The following is a 16995-nucleotide window of genomic DNA, read 5'->3' on the forward strand; positions in this document are numbered from 1 at the left end:
CACGGCCGCCATGCAGTTCAGCAAGGGCCACGGGACGGAGAACGACTTCGTCCTGCTGCCCGACCTGGAGGCGACGATCGACCTGACCGAGGCGCGGGTGTCGACGCTCTGCGACCGACGCAGCGGGCTCGGCGCCGACGGGTTGCTGCGGGTCGCGCGGGCGGGCGTGCTGAAGGAGGCCGGGGTGCTGGACGCCCTGCCGAAGGGTGTCGGCGTGGACGACTGGTTCATGGACTACCGCAATGCCGACGGGTCGATCGCCGAGATGTGCGGCAACGGGGTCCGGGTGTTCGCGCACTTCCTGCGCGCGTCAGGGCTCGAACTCGCCGACGAGTTCGTCGTCGGATCCCGGGCAGGTGCGCGCCCGGTCGTGGTGCACGGCCTCGACGGCGCGACCGCCGACGTGACCGTCGACATGGGCGTGGTCAAGGAACTCGGGACCTCCACCGCCACGGTCGCGGGCACCGAGTTCAGCGGTCTCGGCATCGACGTCGGGAACCCGCACCTGGCGTGCGTGGCCGAGGACCTGACCGCCGAGTCGCTGGCGGCACTCGACCTGACGGTCGCCCCCGACTTCGACGCCGACTTCTTCGAGCACGGCGTGAACATCGAGATCCTCACCGCGCTCGCCGACGGCGCCGTGGACATGCGGGTGTACGAGCGCGGGGTGGGGGAGACCCGTTCCTGCGGCACCGGAACCGTCGCCGCGGCGGCCGCGGCGCTGCGCGCCGCAGGCAGGTCCGAGGGCGAGGTCGAGGTCCGGGTACCCGGCGGCGAGGTGCGTGTCGCCGTCAAGTCGGGCAAGGCGACCCTGCGGGGGCCGTCGGTCCTGGTCGCCTCCGGCAGCCTGGACGAGACCTGGTGGTCGTCTCTCGGCGGGTAATGCGGATGCACCGCGGGGGCCGTCCGTGGGACGATGGCGGGGTATGACGAATTCAGACGAAATGACTCACGACACCGACCACCACGATGATCGGCCCGCCGGTGTTTCCGGCCACGATCCGTCGGTGGGTGAGATGCAGCTCGACGAGCGCAGCGCGCTTCGCCGAGTGTCGGGCCTGTCCACCGAGCTCACCGATGTCACCGAGGTCGAGTACCGGCAGCTGCGCCTCGAACGGGTGGTGCTGGTGGGGGTCTGGACCTCCGGCACCGCCACCCAGGCCGAGGCCAGCATGGCCGAACTCGCCGCTCTCGCGGAGACCGCCGGATCGGAGGTCCTCGAAGGCCTCGTCCAGCGCCGCGACAAGCCGGACGCGGCCACGTACATCGGGTCGGGCAAGGCCGGTGAACTGCGCGAGGTGGTTCTCGCGACCGGCGCCGACACCGTCATCGCCGACGGCGAGCTCACTCCCGCTCAGCTCAATGCGCTGGAGAAGGTCGTCAAGGTCAAGGTGATCGACCGCACCGCCCTGATTCTCGACATCTTCGCCCAGCACGCCACGTCCAGCGAAGGCAAGGCGCAGGTCGCGCTGGCGCAGATGCAGTACATGCTGCCGCGGCTGCGCGGCTGGGGCGAGTCGATGTCGCGACAGGCGGGCGGCCGCGCCGGCAAGGACGGCGGCGTGGGAACGCGCGGGCCGGGCGAGACGAAGATCGAGACCGATCGGCGGCGGATCCGTGAGCGGATGGCGAAGCTGCGCCGCGAGATCAAGGAGATGAAGGGTGCCCGCGACACCAAGCGCACCCGGCGGCTGCGCAGCGACATCCCGTCGGTCGCGATCGTCGGATACACCAACGCGGGCAAGTCGAGTCTGCTCAACGCCCTGACCGGCGCCGGCGTCCTGGTACAGGACGCGCTGTTCGCGACCCTGGATCCGACGACCCGCAAGGCAGAGTTCCCGGACGGCCGCGAGTACGTGCTGACCGACACCGTCGGATTCGTCCGCCACCTGCCGACCCAGCTGGTCGAGGCGTTCCGGTCGACGTTGGAGGAGGTGGCGGACGCCGACCTGCTGCTGCACGTCGTCGACGGTTCCGATCCGCTGCCGACCGATCAGATCAAGGCGGTCCGGGAGGTCATCACCGAGGTCCTGCGGGAATCGGACGCCCCGGCACCGCCGGAACTGCTTGTGGTCAACAAGATCGACGCCGCCGACCCGATCACCCTCACCCAGCTGCGCGGCCTCCTGCCGGGCGCGCGGTTCGTCTCCGCCCGGACGGGGGAGGGCATCGAGGATCTGCGGGCCACCCTCGCGAACCTGGTGAGTCCGCCGGAGGTGGAGGTCGAGGTCCTCGTGCCGTACACGCGCGGCGATCTGGTGGCCCGAATTCACTCGGATGGGCGAATTCTCGGCTCAACCCACGAGGTGGAGGGCACACTGATCCAGGCGAAGGTGCCGCCGGCGCTGGCCTCCGCCCTGGAACAGTTCCGTCACAGCGCCGCGTGAGTACCGCGACGGCACCGCCGTCGGAACCCCGCGACGCTGAGGAGAACTCGAGGATGACCGGATCGAACGCCGCGGTGCGGAGACGGATGGCGGCGCTCGCGCTGACGGTGGTGGGGTCGGCGATCCTGACGGCGGCCCCGGCCACCGCCCAGGGTTCGGGCGGCTCGACCGGATCGTCGACGGGGTCCGACGCCGTCGACGCGACGTTCGAGACGCTGTGTACGCCAACCGAGTCCGGCCTCTCCGAGATATCCGGTCTGGCTGCCACCGGCGACAGGATCCATGCGATCGGTGACAGTGGCACCGACGACAGGGTGTGGGTGCTCGACAACCAGTGCCAGGTCATCGACACGGTGCCGGTGCCACCCACCCCGGTCGACGTCGAGGACATGGCCCTGTCCGACGGTCGGCTGTGGCTCTCGGACACCGGCGACAACAACAAGGTGCGCCAGCAGGTGTCGCTGACCGACGTGGACCCTGCAACCGGCGCCGGTGCCATGCACCTGCTCACGTACCCCGACGGCCCGCACGATGCGGAGACGCTGCTCGTCGGCAGGGACGGCCGGCCGGTGATCGTCACCAAGGAGGTGCTCGCGGCCAGCGGGATCTACCGCCCGGCCGGCGGCGCCACCCTCGACCAGCTCGGTCCGGGACCGGCGCCGCTGGAGCGCGTCGGACAGCTCGCCTACGCGCCCACCGACACACCCGGCAGCCCGATGCCGGTCGCGGGGTCGATCCTGATCACCGGCGGCGCGGTCAGCGCCGACGGTCGGGTCGTCGCGGTCCGCACCTACACCGACATCTACCTCTACCCGGCGCCCGACGGCGACATCGTGGCCGCGCTGACAACCGCGACGCCGGTGCGCGTCCCGATGCCGAACCAGCCGCAGGGCGAGGCGATCGCGTTCACGCCGGACGGCGACCTGCTCAGCGCGTCCGAGTCGAACGGCGGTGCGCTGCCTCCGATCCAGATACTGCGCGGGGCGACCGCGCTGGTGCCGCTGCCCGCAGTGCAGCCCCTCATGCAGCCGGTCGCGCAGCCGGTCGCGGCGAGCGCGGGCGGCACGAACACCGGCGCGGTGGTTGCGGCGGGCGTCGGGGTCGGCGCCGCCACGCTCGGAGCCGCCGTGTTGTACCGGGCCCGCCGAGGAGCCTGAACCCGAAACCGGGTCCGCTGCGGTTCGTCCCACCTGCCCGAATCGTCCGCTGTCCGATTCGTTTCGGGGCACCGACCGGCGGATACTGGCGCGGTGCCCGACACTCACGTCCTGCTGCGGTCGCTGTCGCGGCTGTCGCTGATCGGCCCGACGGCCACGGTTGCCGTCACGGTCGCCGCTACGTTTGCGGTCCTTGCGCTCCTCGGGCTCGCGCGCCGGTTGCCGCGGCGGGAACTGCGCCGCGCCGCCGTCGCGGCCCCTCTGGGCGTGGTGATGGTGCTGTCCGCGGTGTGGGCGGCCGGCCGTCCACTTCCGTTGCAGCTCAGCGGTGTCGGGGTCACAGCGGTCGTGCTGGGTGTCACCGGGATGTGCGTGGCGGTCGCGACGGCGGTGTCCGCCGGCTCACGTCGAGTCCTGGTGACTGCGGTGGCGGCTCTTGCGGCCGTGACACTGGCGGGGTCCGCGGTCGCGGTGGTGAACCGGGACAGCGGGCGTTACCCGACCGCGGGTTCACTGCTTGGCCACCGCGCGCCGGCGGCGGTGCGCTACGTCGATTTCGGTGAGGTGCCCGGACCGCAGCAGCGGGTGCAGGCAGGTACCCCGGTGTCGCGGGTCTGGAAGCCGCCGCTGCGCGCCGCCCGGGACGGACTGCTCACGCACGCGCAGATCCCCGGCGGGCGTTCCGGTTTCGCGGCCCGGCCCGCGCTCGTCTACCTGCCGCCGGCATACCTGGACTCGCCGCGGCCGCTGCTGCCGGTGCTGGTGCTCGTCGCCGGTAACCCCGGCCGACCCGAGGACTGGCTCGACATGGCGTTGGCCGAGACGGTGTCCGCATTCGCGGCGGCCCACGACGGGCTGGCGCCGGTGGTGATCGTGCCCGACGCGCTAGGCGGCGACGACGCGCTACCCCTGTGCCTGGACTCACGGCTCGGCAACGTCGAAACCTACCTCGCGGTCGACGTTCCGGAATGGGCGCACACGCAGCTGCAGGTCAGTGCCGACCCCCGGTCGTGGGCGATCGGGGGCTACTCCTACGGTGGCACCTGCTCGGTGCAGCTGGCCGTCAACCGGCCCGACGTCTACCCGACCTTCCTCGACATCTCCGGGCAGGACGAACCGTCCCTCGGCGACCACGCGGAGACGGTTGCCGCGACCTTCGGCGGCGACGAGTCCGCGTTCGCGGCGGTCAGCGCCCGGGACGAGCTGGGACGAGGCGCGGCTCCGGACATCGCGGGGGTGTTCGTGGCGGGTGCGGACGACGACGAGTACGGACCGCAGCAGCGCCGCATGTACGCCGCGGCCCGGGCTGCGGGCCTGGACGTGCGCTACTACGAACTGCCGGGTCCGCACAGCGGTGACGTGTGGGCGCCGGCCTTCGCAGGCGAACTGGGCTGGATCGCGGCTCGTACCCACCTGGTCGCCGACTCCTGAACCACCGCGCGGCAATGTTCTGCCGGACCGGCTCGGCGCGGTGGCAGTCGGGCCGGCGATGCCACAGGATGGACGGCATGGACCCCGTCGAGGCGTTGCGGGAGATCGCGTACTGGCTCGAACGCGGGCGGGCGGAGACGCACCGGGTGCGGGCCTACCGCCGCGCGGCGGACATCGTCGAGGAGCTGTCTCCGCAGCAGCGGGACCGGCTCGGCCGCACGGACACCTGGACGGCCCTCTCCGGCATCGGGCCGAAGACGGCGGCGGTGATCGCGCAGGCGTGGTCCGGGCAGGTGCCGGCGTACCTCACCGAGGTCGAGAACGCCGCCAAGCAGATCGGGGAGGGCGGCCGCGAGCTGCTCGCCGCGCTTCGCGGCGACCTGCACACCCACTCCGACTGGTCGGACGGAGGCAGCCCGATCGCCGAGATGATGCATCGTGCCGCCCTGATCGGGCACGACTACTGCGCGCTGACCGACCACTCGCCGCGGTTGACCGTCGCCAACGGGCTGACCGCCGAGCGGCTGCGCCGCCAACTCGACGTCGTCACCGAACTCAACGCGGAGCTCGCCCCGTTCCGGATCCTGACCGGGATCGAGGTCGACATCCTCGACGACGGCAGCCTCGACCAGGATCCGGACCTGCTCGCCGAGCTGGACGTCGTGGTCGCGAGCGTGCACTCGAAGTTGGCGATGGAGTCCGACGCGATGACCCGGCGGATGGTGCGGGCGGTCGCGAATCCGCTCGTCGACGTGCTCGGGCACTGCACCGGCCGGCTCGTCGAGGGCGGGCGGGGTACCCGGCGCGAGTCCACGTTCAACGCGGAGGTGGTGTTCGAGGCGTGCAGTCGGTTCGACACCGCCGTCGAGATCAACAGCCGTCCCGAACGCCGCGACCCGCCGTCGCGGCTGATCCGGCTCGCCCTCGAACGCGGCTGCCTGTTCGCGATCGACACCGACGCGCACGCGCCCGGCCAACTGGACTTCCAGGGTTACGGCTGCGAGCGCGCGCAGGCCTGCGGAGTGCCGGCGGACCGGATCGTGAACACCTGGCCTGCGGACGAGCTACTGTCCTGGACAGTCGCCTGACCGAATGCCGGGTGACCCTGGTGCCGGTCGCGTCCGGTGACGGCCCCGCCGCGAGAAGGAGCAATCGTGACCGGATCCACCCGCGCTCGTGCCCTCGGCCTCACGCTCGCGGTCGCCGCCGCGCTGTTCGGCGCCGCGCCCGCCCACGCCGTGCCGGAGGCCGCCGCGCCCGGCACCGTCACCTCGACGGCCGCGCTACCGCAGGATCTCTGGTACCCCGGAACCGCCCACGCGGAGAAGCTCACCTACTGGACCACCGGCGCGAACGGTGAGCCCGCGCTCAGCACCGGCGCCGTCTTCCTGCCCGCCGGGCCGGTGCCCGAGGGTGGCTGGCCGGTGATCTCGTGGGCGCACGGCACCGTCGGACTCGGTGACGACTGCGCACCGTCGGTGGCGGGACCGGCTGCCCGCGACCGCGACTTCGCCTACCTGGGGACCTGGCTGTCCCAGGGCTACGCGATCGTCGCCAGCGACTACGCCGGCCTCGGCACACCCGGCACGATGCCCTACCTGGACGGCAAGGCCGAGGCGCACAGCGTCGTGGACATGGTCAAGGCCGGCCGCAACGCACAGCCCGGCCTGTCGAACAGGTGGGTGACCATCGGCCAGTCGCAGGGTGGCGGCGCCGCCATCACGACCGCGCGCCACGCCACCGAATTCGGCGGGCCCACGCTGGACTACCGCGGCGCGGTCGGGACCGGCGTGCCCGCCTACATCGAGAACATCGTCGCGCTCGCCGGGCCGGGGGTGCCGCCGGTCGCGCTGCCCGCAGGCCTCACCGCGTACGCGCTCTACATCCTCGCGGGCCTGAACGCCGCGCACCCCGAGGCGAGCATCCCGTCGCTGCTCAGCGACGAGGGCAGGTCATGGATGGCGAGGGCCGAGACCGAGTGCATCGGGCCGTTCGAGGAGTCGGTGCGCGGCCTGGTGCTCGGGTCGTTGTTCGTGAAGCCGCTCTCGTCGATCCCGAACGTGCACGGACTGCTCACCGACTACATGGGCATTCCCGAAACGGGCTACGACCAGCCGTTCTTCATCGGTCAGGGCCTGCGGGACACCGACATCATCATGCCCTCGACGCTGCAGCTCGGCGCCACGCTCGCCCGTAACGGGGAGCCGGTGACGTTCAAGACCTACCCGACGGACCACAGCGGCACCATGGCCGCGTCCCTGGCCGACACCGTGCCGTTCGTGCGGGAACTCTTCGACGGCACGCCGCCCGCACCGTCGTTCGGCAGCTGACCCTCCGGTCGGCGACCGCGGCGACCGACCGGCGTCGCGGACGTCAGGCCGACGCCGCCGGTGTGACCCGAGGGATCTCGGCGCTGGTGGCCTTCGCGTCGAAGTAGTCGCCGCCCTTGCGGCGGGTGTCGTCGGTGCCCCAGTCCCGTGTCCGTGCCACCGGTGCCATCTGCGGTATGTGCTTGCGGCAGTGGATGTACGCCTCCTCCACGTCGACGACCACCCAGAGTTCGGGGGCGCGTCCACCGGTGTGGTCTTCGGGAAGGTCGGGCACCTGTGCACGCAACTCCGGATCGTCGACGATGCGGGCGCGGCCGTTGACGTGCAGGCCGATGAGGTCGCGCACGAAGTCGATCATCAGGATGCCGACGTGGGGATTCTCCCGAATGTTGCCGAGGCTGGCCATCACCCCGTTGCCGCGGTACTCGGGATAGGCCAGGGTGTGCGCGTCGATGACATGGATGAATCCCGGTGCTCCCGCGCGAAACGACGAATCGCATTCCCCCCGCGCATCCGAGGTCGCGACGAACATCATCTCCTGGCGGCACGTGAACTCGATCATCTCCGGGTTCAGGTGTGCGAGGACCTGATCGGAATAGAACCGTGCCGCGCGTTCGACGGTGCCGTACTCGCGCTGCAGTTCATGTTCGCCGACACTCCCCACCGTGTCACGAATGGTCATGAAACTCCTCGGAACGCTCGGACCCCGCAGGCGCCGGGTGTGGACGCGACAACGCTAGCCGGGCCGTGGACCTGCCGCAGCGGTTCGTCCTTTGCCCACGACGCACGGCGTGTCCGCCGTCGACCTGGCCGTTTCTCGGTTATCGCCCCGTGACAGAATTTGCGTCGTGACCAAGCGAGAAACGGCCCCCGCACGCACCGCCGGACTGGGGTGGAGCCTGCACGGAGATGGCAAGACGATCACCGACGGAGCCGTTGTCGCGCCCGACGAACGACTCAGTTGGCCCCGAACGGTGGGCATCGGGATGCAGCACGTGATCGCCATGTTCGGGGCGACGCTGCTGGTGCCGACGATCACCGGGTTCCCGGTCACCACGACGCTTCTGTTCTCGGGCATCGGCACCGCGCTGTTCCTGCTGATCACCCGCGGACGGGTGCCCAGCTACCTGGGGTCGTCGTTCGCGTTCATCGCCCCGCTCACCGCCGCCGCCGCGGACGGGCCCGCCGCCCAGCTCGGAGCGGTCATGTCCGTCGGCGTGGTGCTGATGCTCGTCGGCCTGGCGGTGAAGCTCGCAGGAGCACGCGTGCTCGACGCGGTGATGCCGCCGATCGTGACCGGAGCCGTGGTCATGCTGATCGGCCTGAACCTGGCCCCGGCGGCGGTCGGGTCCTTCGAGGCCCAGCCGCTGATCGCCGCCGTCACGCTGGTCGCGGTCCTCGTCGTCACCGCGATCGGTCCCGGACTGCTCGGCAGGCTCGGCATTCTTGCGGGCGTGGTGATCGGCTGGGTGTTCGCCGCGGTCACCGGGGGCCTCGCGGAGGACAGGGTGGACGCGTTGCGGGAGGCGGCGTGGATCGGCGTTCCGCACCTGCACGGACCGGAGTTCCGCTGGTCGGTGATCGCGCTCGCGTTGCCCGTCGTGATCGTCCTGATCGCCGAGAACGTCGGTCACGTCAAGGCGGTCTCCGCGATGACCGGACGCAACCTCGACTCGATTGCCGGTGACGCGTTGTTCGCGGACGGCCTCGCGACCACCCTCGCCGGGGCAGGCGGCGGATCGGGCACGACGACCTACGCCGAGAACATCGGCGTGATGGCCGCGACGCGCGTCTACTCGACCGCCGCGTACTGGGTCGCCGCGGCGACCGCGGTGGTCCTCGCGTTCTCGCCGAAGTTCGGTGCCCTGGTGTTCACCGTGCCCGACGGCGTGATCGGCGGCGCGACGCTGGTGCTGTACGGCCTGATCGGCATCCTCGGTGTGCGGATCTGGTCCGACGCGAAGGTCGACTTCACCGATCCGGTGAATCTGACCGTGGTGGCGGCCGCGCTGGTGGCCGGGATCGGCGACCTGACCCTGTCGATCGGGTCCGTCGAACTCGGTGGCATCGCCTGGGGTTCGGTGGGCATCCTCGTCGGCTACCCGCTGATGCGGGCGCTGGCCAGGTGGCGCCGCTGACGGCACCTCACCCGCGCACTCGGTCACCGGCCACGTCCTCGAGCGTCAGGTCCAGTGACGACCGGTCGAGCAGGTGTGCGCGCACCCGCGCGGCCACGCCTGTGTGGTGCAGTCGTTCGGCGCGGATCCGCTCGCACTGCGCGACCAGCAGTTGTGTGGTGTGGGTGTTCGCCATCGGTGGGACCTGGTCGAGATACGCCGCGTCCAGGACCACCTCGCTGCGTGGGTGCCCGAAGGTGACCGGCACGCGGAAGTAGTCGTCGTACACCGCGGTGGAGCCGGGTTCGTCTGTGGCGAGCCGGATCTCGCGCAGCGGCACCTGGTCGCGGCCGGGGAAGATGTCCCGGTGGATCTGCAGGACGGCGGCCATGTCGCGTTCGACGAGGAACCGCCGGATGTCCTCGGGCACGTCGTCCGCCTCGAGGGTCAGCACGTAGCGGTCGTCGGCGTCGATCCGGGCCGTCATCGTGGTGAACGCGAACGTGAGCAGCGCGAAGTGGAGGCCGCGTTCGACGGTCTCGCGCGCGGACGCGGATGCGGTGAAGAGGAATCCGAGGTAGCCGTACGCGGTCAGGCGGTAGAGCCGGCCCAGTTCGACGCCGACGCCGGGCCGGTTGCCCATCGCGGCCACCAGGTTCCGGATCACCGCCACCTCCTGGCACGCCTCGACGAGGATTTCGGGGTCGGTGAGCGCCGCCGCATCGATTCGCGTGCCCCGCAGCAGCGTCTCGACCGGAATGCCCTTGGCGTGGGCCCATTCGCACATGATCGCGACGGACACCACGGTGCGTGGGTGGTCCCACGGGTCGGTGATGGCCGCGATCACCCTGTTCGAGGCCTGCGCCGGTTCCGGTGAGAGTTCGCGCCGGACGGCGGCCCCGGGGATCATTCCGCCAGTTTCACCGACCGTGGTCGCTCCGTCAACGAGGCCGAATCGGGGGTTGGTGGCCGGAACGGTCGCGTTGTGGCCTCGACTGTCCTGGCCGATTCGGAGTGCGCGCTCTACGGTGTCGAACAGGTGAGCCAAGTCACAATCGAACGGAGGCGTTGCATGAAGGTCAAGGCTGCGGTCGTCGAGGAAGTCGGTGCACCCTGGAAGATCTCCGAGGTCGAGTTGGGGGATCCGGTCGCCGGTGAGGTACAGGTGAGGCTCGCCGCATCGGGGCTGTGTCACTCGGACGCGCACGTGGTGGCCGGAAGCAGTCCGGTGCCGTTCATGCCCGTCCTCGGCGGCCACGAGGGTGCCGGTGTGGTCACCAAGGTCGGGCCGGGCGTCAGCGGGATCGAGGAGGGCGACCACGTCGTGCTCGCGTTCATCCCGGCGTGTGGCACCTGCCCGTCGTGCGCGACCGGTCTGCAGAACCTGTGCGACGAAGGCGCCGGGCTGCTGACCGGACAGTCCATCGCGGACAAGACCTTCCGCGTCACCAGGGACGGCCGGCCGGTGATCCAGATGTGCCTGCTCGGCACCTTCGCGCCCTACGTGACGGTCAGCCAGGCATCGGTCGTCAAGATCGAGAAGGACATCCCGCTGGAGACCGCGGCTCTCCTCGGGTGCGGCGTGTCCACCGGCTGGGGGTCGGCGACGGAGATCGGCAACACCCGACCCGGGGACACCGTGGTCGTGATGGGCGTCGGCGGTGTCGGCATCAACGCGGTCCAGGGCGCCAGGTTCGCCGGTGCACGCTTCGTGATCGCGATCGATCCCGTGGACTTCAAGCGCAAGAAGGCACTCGAGTTCGGGGCCACCCACACCTACGCCTCCGTCGCGGAAGCGGCCGCCGAGCTGCCCGAACTCACCTGGGGCGCAATGGCGCAGGTCTCGATCATCACCGTCGGTGAGATCAAGGGCGAACACATTCAGCAGGCTCTGAGCCTGACCGGGAAGGGCGGCCAGGTGGTCGTCACCGGCATGGGTGACTTCAGTCAGTCGACGGTCGATCTCAACCTGTTCGAGCTGACTCTGCTGCAGAAGCGTGTGCAGGGCGCGATCTTCGGCGGCGTCGGACCCCGCACCCAGATACCCAAGCTGCTCGACCTCTACCGCACGGGGCAGCTCAAGCTCGACGAACTCGTCACCACCCGGTACCGCCTCGAGGACATCAATCAGGGCTACCAGGACATGTTCGACGGCAAGAACCTGCGCGGCATCGTCGTCTACTCGGACGACGACCGCTGAGTCCGACGACCGCTGAGCTCGGCGACCACCGAGTTCCGACGAGGGCCGAGCCCCGATCGGCCGCCACCCCCCAGTACAGACGCAGAGAAGCCGGAGCACCTCCCGATGCAGATCCACGACAAGAACTACATCGACGGCAAGTGGACCGTCTCGAGCGGAACGACGCGGATCCCCGTGACGAATCCGGCCAACGACGAGGTGATCGCCGAGGTCGTCGCGGGCACCCGCGCAGACGTCGACGACGCCGTCGCGGCCGCCCGGGCCGCGTTCCCGGCCTGGGCCGCGACGCCGGTGGCGCAGCGCGCCGATCTCCTCGCCGCCGTCGCAGGCAAGCTGGTCGAGCGTGCGGAGGAGATTGCCCGCACGATCTCCACCGAGATGGGATGCCCGATCGCGGTGTCCCGGGCGATTCAGATTCCGCTGCCGATCAACAGCTTCGCCGAGTCCGCGAACATCGTGCGCGACTACCGGTTCGAGAGCGAGTACCGCGGATCCACGATCGCCCGCGAACCGTTCGGTGTGCTCGGAGCGATCACGCCGTGGAACTATCCGCTGCACCAGATCGCGCTGAAGGCCGCGTACGGTCTCGCCGCCGGGAACACCGTCGTCGTCAAGCCCAGCGAGGTCACCCCGCTGTGCGCGATCATCCTCACCGAGATCATCGACGAGGTCGGCTTCCCCCCGGGTGTCTTCAACATCGTGTTCGGTTCGGGTGCCGAGGTCGGCGAGGCGATCGCCGCCCACGACGATGTCGACATCGTCAGCTTCACCGGGTCGACCCGGGCGGGGCGGCGCGTGTCCGAGGTGGCCGCCGGGAACCTCAAGAAGGTCTCGCTCGAACTCGGCGGCAAGAGCCCGAACGTCATCCTCGACGACACCGACCTCGCGACGGCCGTCCCGTCGTCCGTTCGGGCGATGATGATGAACTCGGGTCAGACGTGCACTGCGCTCACCCGCATGCTGGTGCCGCGCGACCGGCTCGCCGAGGTCGAGGCACTGGCGAAGGCGAGTGCCGAGGCGCTGCCGGTCGGGGACCCCGCGGACGAGGGGATCGCGGTCGGTCCGCTGTCCTCGCGTGCCCAGCAGCAGCGGGTGCTCGGCTACATCCGAACCGCGATCGACGAGGGCGCCCGCGTCGTGACCGGCGGTGCGACCGACACCGATGCGCCCGGTGCCTTCGTACGGCCGACGGTGTTCTCGGACGTCACCCCGGACATGACGATCCACCGCGAGGAGATCTTCGGACCGGTGCTCGCGATCGAGGCGTACGACAGCGAGGAGGACGCGATCCGACTGGCCAACGACACCGACTACGGTCTGGCCGGAGCGGTCTGGTCCGGATCCCGGGAGCGCGCGGAGAAGGTGGCTCGCCGGATCCGTGCCGGACAGGTGCAGATCAACGACGGCGCCTTCAACGTCAACGCGCCGTTCGGTGGTTACAAGCAGTCCGGCAACGGCCGCGAGGCAGGTGTGTACGGGCTCGAGGAGTTCCTGGAGGTCAAGGCAATTCAGCGGTGACATGCGGCGGCCGCCGCCGGCGTCGGCCGGCGGCGGTGCGCCGACTGCGTGAGGACCTGCGGTGGAGTCGCGTTCGCGAGCCACCACGACACGAACCCGTGTGGTGGGAGGCCGGTGGCACCAGGGTGCGAGAAGTGTCGTGTCGGTCACAGTTTCTGCTCGTTCGGGTCATCGACCCGCACCGGGTCGAGCCCTAGCCTGGGCGCATGGAACGCACTCTCTTCGAGCCCGAGCACGAACTCTTCCGCGAGTCCTACCGCAAATTCCTCGACCTCGAGGTCGCGCCCCACCACGATGCGTGGGAGGAACAGAACATCGTCGACCGCGAGGTCTGGAAGAAGGCCGGCGAGCAGGGTTTCCTCGGCATGGCGGTGCCGGAGGAGTTCGGCGGCGGCGGGGTTCACGATTTCCGCTACAACGCCATCATCACCGAAGAGACCACTCGCCGCGGCTTCAGCGGCATCGGCTTCATGCTGCACAACGATGTCGTCGCGCCGTACCTGATGGACCTGACCACCGAGGAGCAGAAGCGACGCTGGCTGCCCGGGTTCTGTTCGGGTGAGATCATCACCGCGATCGCGATGACCGAGCCCGGTACCGGATCGGACCTGCAGGGCATCAAGACCCGTGCGGTCAAGGACGGCGACCACTGGATCCTGAACGGCTCCAAGACGTTCATCACCAACGGCATTAACGCCGACCTGGTCGTCGTCGTTGCGCAGACCGACCCGGAAAAGGGTGCGCAGGGGTTCTCCCTGCTGGTCGTCGAACGCGGCATGGACGGCTTCGAACGGGGCCGGAACCTCGACAAGATCGGTCTCAAGGCGCAGGACACCGCCGAGCTGAGCTTCACCGATGTGCGGGTGCCCGCGGCGAACCTGCTCGGCGAGGAGGGGATGGGTTTCATCTACCTGATGAAGAACCTGCCGCAGGAACGCCTCTCGATCGCCGTGGTTGCGGCGGCCGCAATGGAGTCGGTGCTCGAGTCGACGATCCAGTACTGCCGTGACCGGAAGGCGTTCGGAAAGTCGATCGGCAGTTTCCAGAACACCCGGTTCGAGCTCGCCGACCTCGCGACGCAGACCCAGATCGCCCGGGTCTTCGTGGACAAGTCCATCGAACTGCTCAACGAGGGCAAGCTCACCGTCCAGGAGGCCGCCATGGCCAAGTGGTGGACCACCGAGAAGCAGGTCGAGCTGATCGACCGCTGCCTGCAGCTGCACGGTGGCTACGGCTACATGCGGGAGTACCCGATCGCCAAGGCGTACATGGATTCCCGGGTGCAAACCATCTACGGCGGCACCACCGAGATCATGAAGGAGATCATCGGCCGGGGGCTCAACCTGTAGACCGCGAGACCTGTGTGAGGGGCACCATCGGGGCCGTGACGGACATTCGTCACGGCCCCGATGGCTTTCGGCCCACTCAGATCTTGCGCATCACCGTGACGACCTTGCCGAGGATCTGCGCGTCGTTGCCGGGAATCGGCTCGAACAGCTCGTTGTGCGGCATCAGCCACACCTCACCCTTGGTGCGCTTGAACGTCTTCACGGTCGCCTCGCCGTCGATCATTGCGGCGACGATGTCGCCGTTCTCCGCCACCGACTGCTGCCGCACGACGACCCAGTCGCCGTCACAGATCGCGGCGTCGATCATCGATTCGCCGACCACCTTGAGCAGGAACAGTGAGCCCTGGCCGACGAGCTCCCGGGGCAGGGGGAAGACGTCTTCGACCGCCTCCTCCGCGAGGATCGGCCCACCCGCGGCGATGCGCCCGAGGACCGGCACGAAGGCCGGCTTCGGGGCCTCGGACTCGGACTCGGCACCCGCGGTGGACTGCTCGGACCCGGCCCGGTGGCCGGCGGCAGGCACCGGTTCGTCGAGGCCGCGTACGTCCACCGCGCGAGGACGATTCGGATCGCGGCGCAGGAAGCCCTTGCGTTCGAGGGTGCGCAACTGGTGGGCCACTGAGGACGTCGACGTCAACCCGACCGCGTCGCCGATCTCTCGGATGCTGGGCGGGTAGCCGCGTTCGCTGACCGACGAACGGATCACCTCCAGCACACGGCGCTGCCGGTCCGTTAGCCCCGCCGTCGGGTCGGGTCGGCCTGCGCTGGCCGCCGAACCTTCGCGGGAGCTGTCGTCCTTCATGAAGGGCCTCCTCGATGTCGTGCGCGTCGGTGTGTCCTGGTGGGCCCATGCGGTCGGGCCCGGTGCCGGTGGGTGCTGCTTGTGGTGCCTGTGGAGCTTGTGGAGCTGGTGGTGCCTGTGGTGCGCGTGGTGTGGCTGAGCGGGTCGGGTGTGACGCGTGGGCGTGTTGTGGCTTCTGACACGAATCTAGACGCAAATCCCGTGCTTATCAAACATCTGTTCGACATTCCCGCGAAGAATGCGGGACTTTGCCGGAGGCGCGTGGTAGAAATTCGAACATGCGTTCTTTCGAACGGGTGATCGAACGACATGTGGATTGTTCTGACGTATTGACCCAGAGGTACCTGGAGTTCCTTCCAGAGGTACCTGAAGTTCCAGATCAGAGGTACCTGACGTTCCAGTCCAGAGGTGCCTGAAGTACCAGTTCAGGGGTACCTGGAGTACCAGGCAGACAGGCGGAGATTCTCATGAGCGTTGCGATTGACATCGACGGCGTTGCGGGCGGCGACCGGCCGGGGTCCCGCCGGTGGGAGGCGGGCACCCGCCGGGTGGCCGAGCGTCGGGAGAACGAGCGGGCACCGCGACCTCGGCACGGCACCCGGCGGTCCGTCGACACGCGTCGGCCGGGCGGTCGGCCGCTGTCGTACGGGGCGGCCGGGGTTCCGGTCTCTCGGGTCCCGCACGCCCGCACCGGGCAGGAGGTCGGGTGGGGTGCCATGGTGGTGGCCGCGCTGGCGGCGACCCTGGTGGTGTTCGGGTTCTTCGGTCTCGCGCAGTGGACGGCGGGCGACTCGGTGCCGGACCGGACCGAGGTGGTGCAGGTACGTGCCGGCGAGTCCCTCGGCGACGTGGCCGAGCGGGTGGTGCCGGGTGGAGCGGTCGAGCAGGTGGTGGCGCGAATCGCTGAACTGAACGCCTTGTCCGGGTCCGGCTTGTATCCGGGTCAGTCGCTGATCGTGCCGGTGTCGTCGGCGGGCTGAGGAGGGGAACCGCGCAGCCGAGAGCGAGGCGACGGTATTGTCGAACCTTGTTGGCCCCACCACATCCAGTGGATCGCACGGGCCCGGACTGCTGGGGACGCATGACTTCCTCGGGTTTCCCGGGTCGCGCGACCGCCGGCACGGTTCAGACGAAGGATTCGCCATGCATTGCCCGTTCTGCCGGCATCCCGATTCGCGCGTCGTCGACTCGCGGGAGGCGGACGAGGGGCAGGCGATCCGTCGTCGCCGGTCCTGCCCCGAGTGTGGGCGTCGGTTCACCACCGTCGAGACCGCGGTCATGTCCGTGGTCAAACGCAGTGGGGTGACCGAACCGTTCAGCCGTGAGAAGGTCGTTCGCGGTGTGCGGCGTGCCTGCCAGGGTCGCGACGTCGCAGACGACGCGCTCTATCAGTTGGCGCAGAAGGTCGAGGAAGCGGTGCGGGCCGGCGGGTCCGCGGAGATCCCGAGCAACGAGATCGGCCTCGCGATCCTTGGACCGCTACGCGACCTCGACGAGGTCGCGTATCTCCGGTTCGCGTCGGTGTACCGATCCTTCTCGTCCGCCGAGGATTTCGAGCGCGAGATCCAGGACCTGCGGGTGCACCGGGAGGAGTCCGCCAGGGCCGCGGCAGAGGGCCGGTCCGAGGCGGGGGCGTCGGAGAAGCAGGACGTCTCCTAGATCCGATTCCCGCGGATCGGGGTCGGGTCGGAATTCGCCCGGATG

The 16995-nt window shown here is 69.7% G+C and carries 15 protein-coding genes; 12 read left to right on the forward strand and 3 right to left on the reverse strand.

The annotated features are described in order from the left end of the window. The first annotated feature begins 10 nt into the window (after window positions 1-10). The 6 genes from dapF to ACWDUM_RS15280 all read left to right on the forward strand — a co-directional run bounded on the left by dapF (window position 11) and on the right by ACWDUM_RS15280 (window position 7305). Window positions 11-883, forward strand: coding sequence for a diaminopimelate epimerase (gene dapF, locus ACWDUM_RS15255; protein ID WP_450134752.1), 873 nt, complete (start codon window positions 11-13; stop codon window positions 881-883). Window positions 884-944: 61 nt separating this feature from the next. Then, the gene (hflX, locus tag ACWDUM_RS15260; RefSeq protein ID WP_450114385.1) at window positions 945-2387 is read left to right on the forward strand and encodes a GTPase HflX; all 1443 of its coding nucleotides are present in this window, start codon (window positions 945-947) and stop codon (window positions 2385-2387) included. Window positions 2388-2440: 53 nt separating this feature from the next. Then, entirely contained in the window at window positions 2441-3544 is a 1104-nt protein-coding gene (locus tag ACWDUM_RS15265; protein WP_450134600.1) for a hypothetical protein, read from the forward strand. A gap of 93 nt (window positions 3545-3637) precedes the next feature. Continuing rightward, a complete protein-coding gene (locus tag ACWDUM_RS15270) occupies window positions 3638-4975 on the forward strand; it encodes an alpha/beta hydrolase (protein ID WP_450134601.1) in 1338 nt (445 codons plus the stop codon). Window positions 4976-5052: 77 nt separating this feature from the next. After that, window positions 5053-6063 carry a PHP domain-containing protein gene (locus ACWDUM_RS15275; protein WP_450134602.1) on the forward strand — a complete coding sequence of 337 codons (1011 nt, stop codon included), beginning with the start codon at window positions 5053-5055 and terminating at the stop codon, window positions 6061-6063. 63 nt (window positions 6064-6126) lie between these two features. Continuing rightward, window positions 6127-7305, forward strand: coding sequence for an alpha/beta hydrolase (locus ACWDUM_RS15280; RefSeq protein WP_450134753.1), 1179 nt, complete (start codon window positions 6127-6129; stop codon window positions 7303-7305). Window positions 7306-7348: 43 nt separating this feature from the next. Here ACWDUM_RS15280 and ACWDUM_RS15285 read toward each other — a convergent pair whose 3' ends face one another. Then, the gene (locus ACWDUM_RS15285; protein ID WP_450134603.1) at window positions 7349-7987 is read right to left on the reverse strand and encodes a pyridoxamine 5'-phosphate oxidase family protein; all 639 of its coding nucleotides are present in this window, start codon (window positions 7985-7987) and stop codon (window positions 7349-7351) included. Between the two features lie 166 nt (window positions 7988-8153). Here ACWDUM_RS15285 and ACWDUM_RS15290 point away from each other — a divergent pair, with 166 nt between their 5' ends. Then, a complete protein-coding gene (locus ACWDUM_RS15290) occupies window positions 8154-9443 on the forward strand; it encodes a uracil-xanthine permease family protein (RefSeq protein ID WP_450114339.1) in 1290 nt (429 codons plus the stop codon). 7 nt (window positions 9444-9450) lie between these two features. Here ACWDUM_RS15290 and ACWDUM_RS15295 read toward each other — a convergent pair whose 3' ends face one another. Continuing rightward, window positions 9451-10332 carry an AraC family transcriptional regulator gene (locus ACWDUM_RS15295; RefSeq protein WP_450134604.1) on the reverse strand — a complete coding sequence of 294 codons (882 nt, stop codon included), beginning with the start codon at window positions 10330-10332 and terminating at the stop codon, window positions 9451-9453. 162 nt (window positions 10333-10494) lie between these two features. Between ACWDUM_RS15295 and ACWDUM_RS15300 the strand changes: the two genes are divergently transcribed. The 3 genes from ACWDUM_RS15300 (at window position 10495) to ACWDUM_RS15310 (ending at window position 14489) form a co-directional block, all read left to right on the forward strand. Further along, a complete protein-coding gene (locus ACWDUM_RS15300) occupies window positions 10495-11622 on the forward strand; it encodes an NDMA-dependent alcohol dehydrogenase (RefSeq protein WP_450114341.1) in 1128 nt (375 codons plus the stop codon). Between the two features lie 105 nt (window positions 11623-11727). Beyond that, window positions 11728-13140 carry an aldehyde dehydrogenase family protein gene (locus tag ACWDUM_RS15305; protein ID WP_450134605.1) on the forward strand — a complete coding sequence of 471 codons (1413 nt, stop codon included), beginning with the start codon at window positions 11728-11730 and terminating at the stop codon, window positions 13138-13140. Between the two features lie 206 nt (window positions 13141-13346). Then, window positions 13347-14489, forward strand: coding sequence for an acyl-CoA dehydrogenase family protein (locus ACWDUM_RS15310; RefSeq protein ID WP_450114343.1), 1143 nt, complete (start codon window positions 13347-13349; stop codon window positions 14487-14489). 76 nt (window positions 14490-14565) lie between these two features. Here the strand turns inward: ACWDUM_RS15310 and lexA are convergent, their stop codons facing one another. Then, complete coding sequence (gene lexA / locus ACWDUM_RS15315; protein WP_450134606.1) at window positions 14566-15291, reverse strand: transcriptional repressor LexA; 726 nt, start codon at window positions 15289-15291, stop codon at window positions 14566-14568. A gap of 467 nt (window positions 15292-15758) precedes the next feature. Between lexA and ACWDUM_RS15320 the strand changes: the two genes are divergently transcribed. Continuing rightward, entirely contained in the window at window positions 15759-16271 is a 513-nt protein-coding gene (locus ACWDUM_RS15320) for a LysM peptidoglycan-binding domain-containing protein (RefSeq protein WP_450134607.1), read from the forward strand. Window positions 16272-16434: 163 nt separating this feature from the next. Next, window positions 16435-16950 carry a transcriptional regulator NrdR gene (gene nrdR / locus ACWDUM_RS15325; protein WP_450114346.1) on the forward strand — a complete coding sequence of 172 codons (516 nt, stop codon included), beginning with the start codon at window positions 16435-16437 and terminating at the stop codon, window positions 16948-16950. Window positions 16951-16995: the final 45 nt, after the last annotated feature.

Source organism: Rhodococcus sp. NPDC003322, assembly GCF_053589555.1.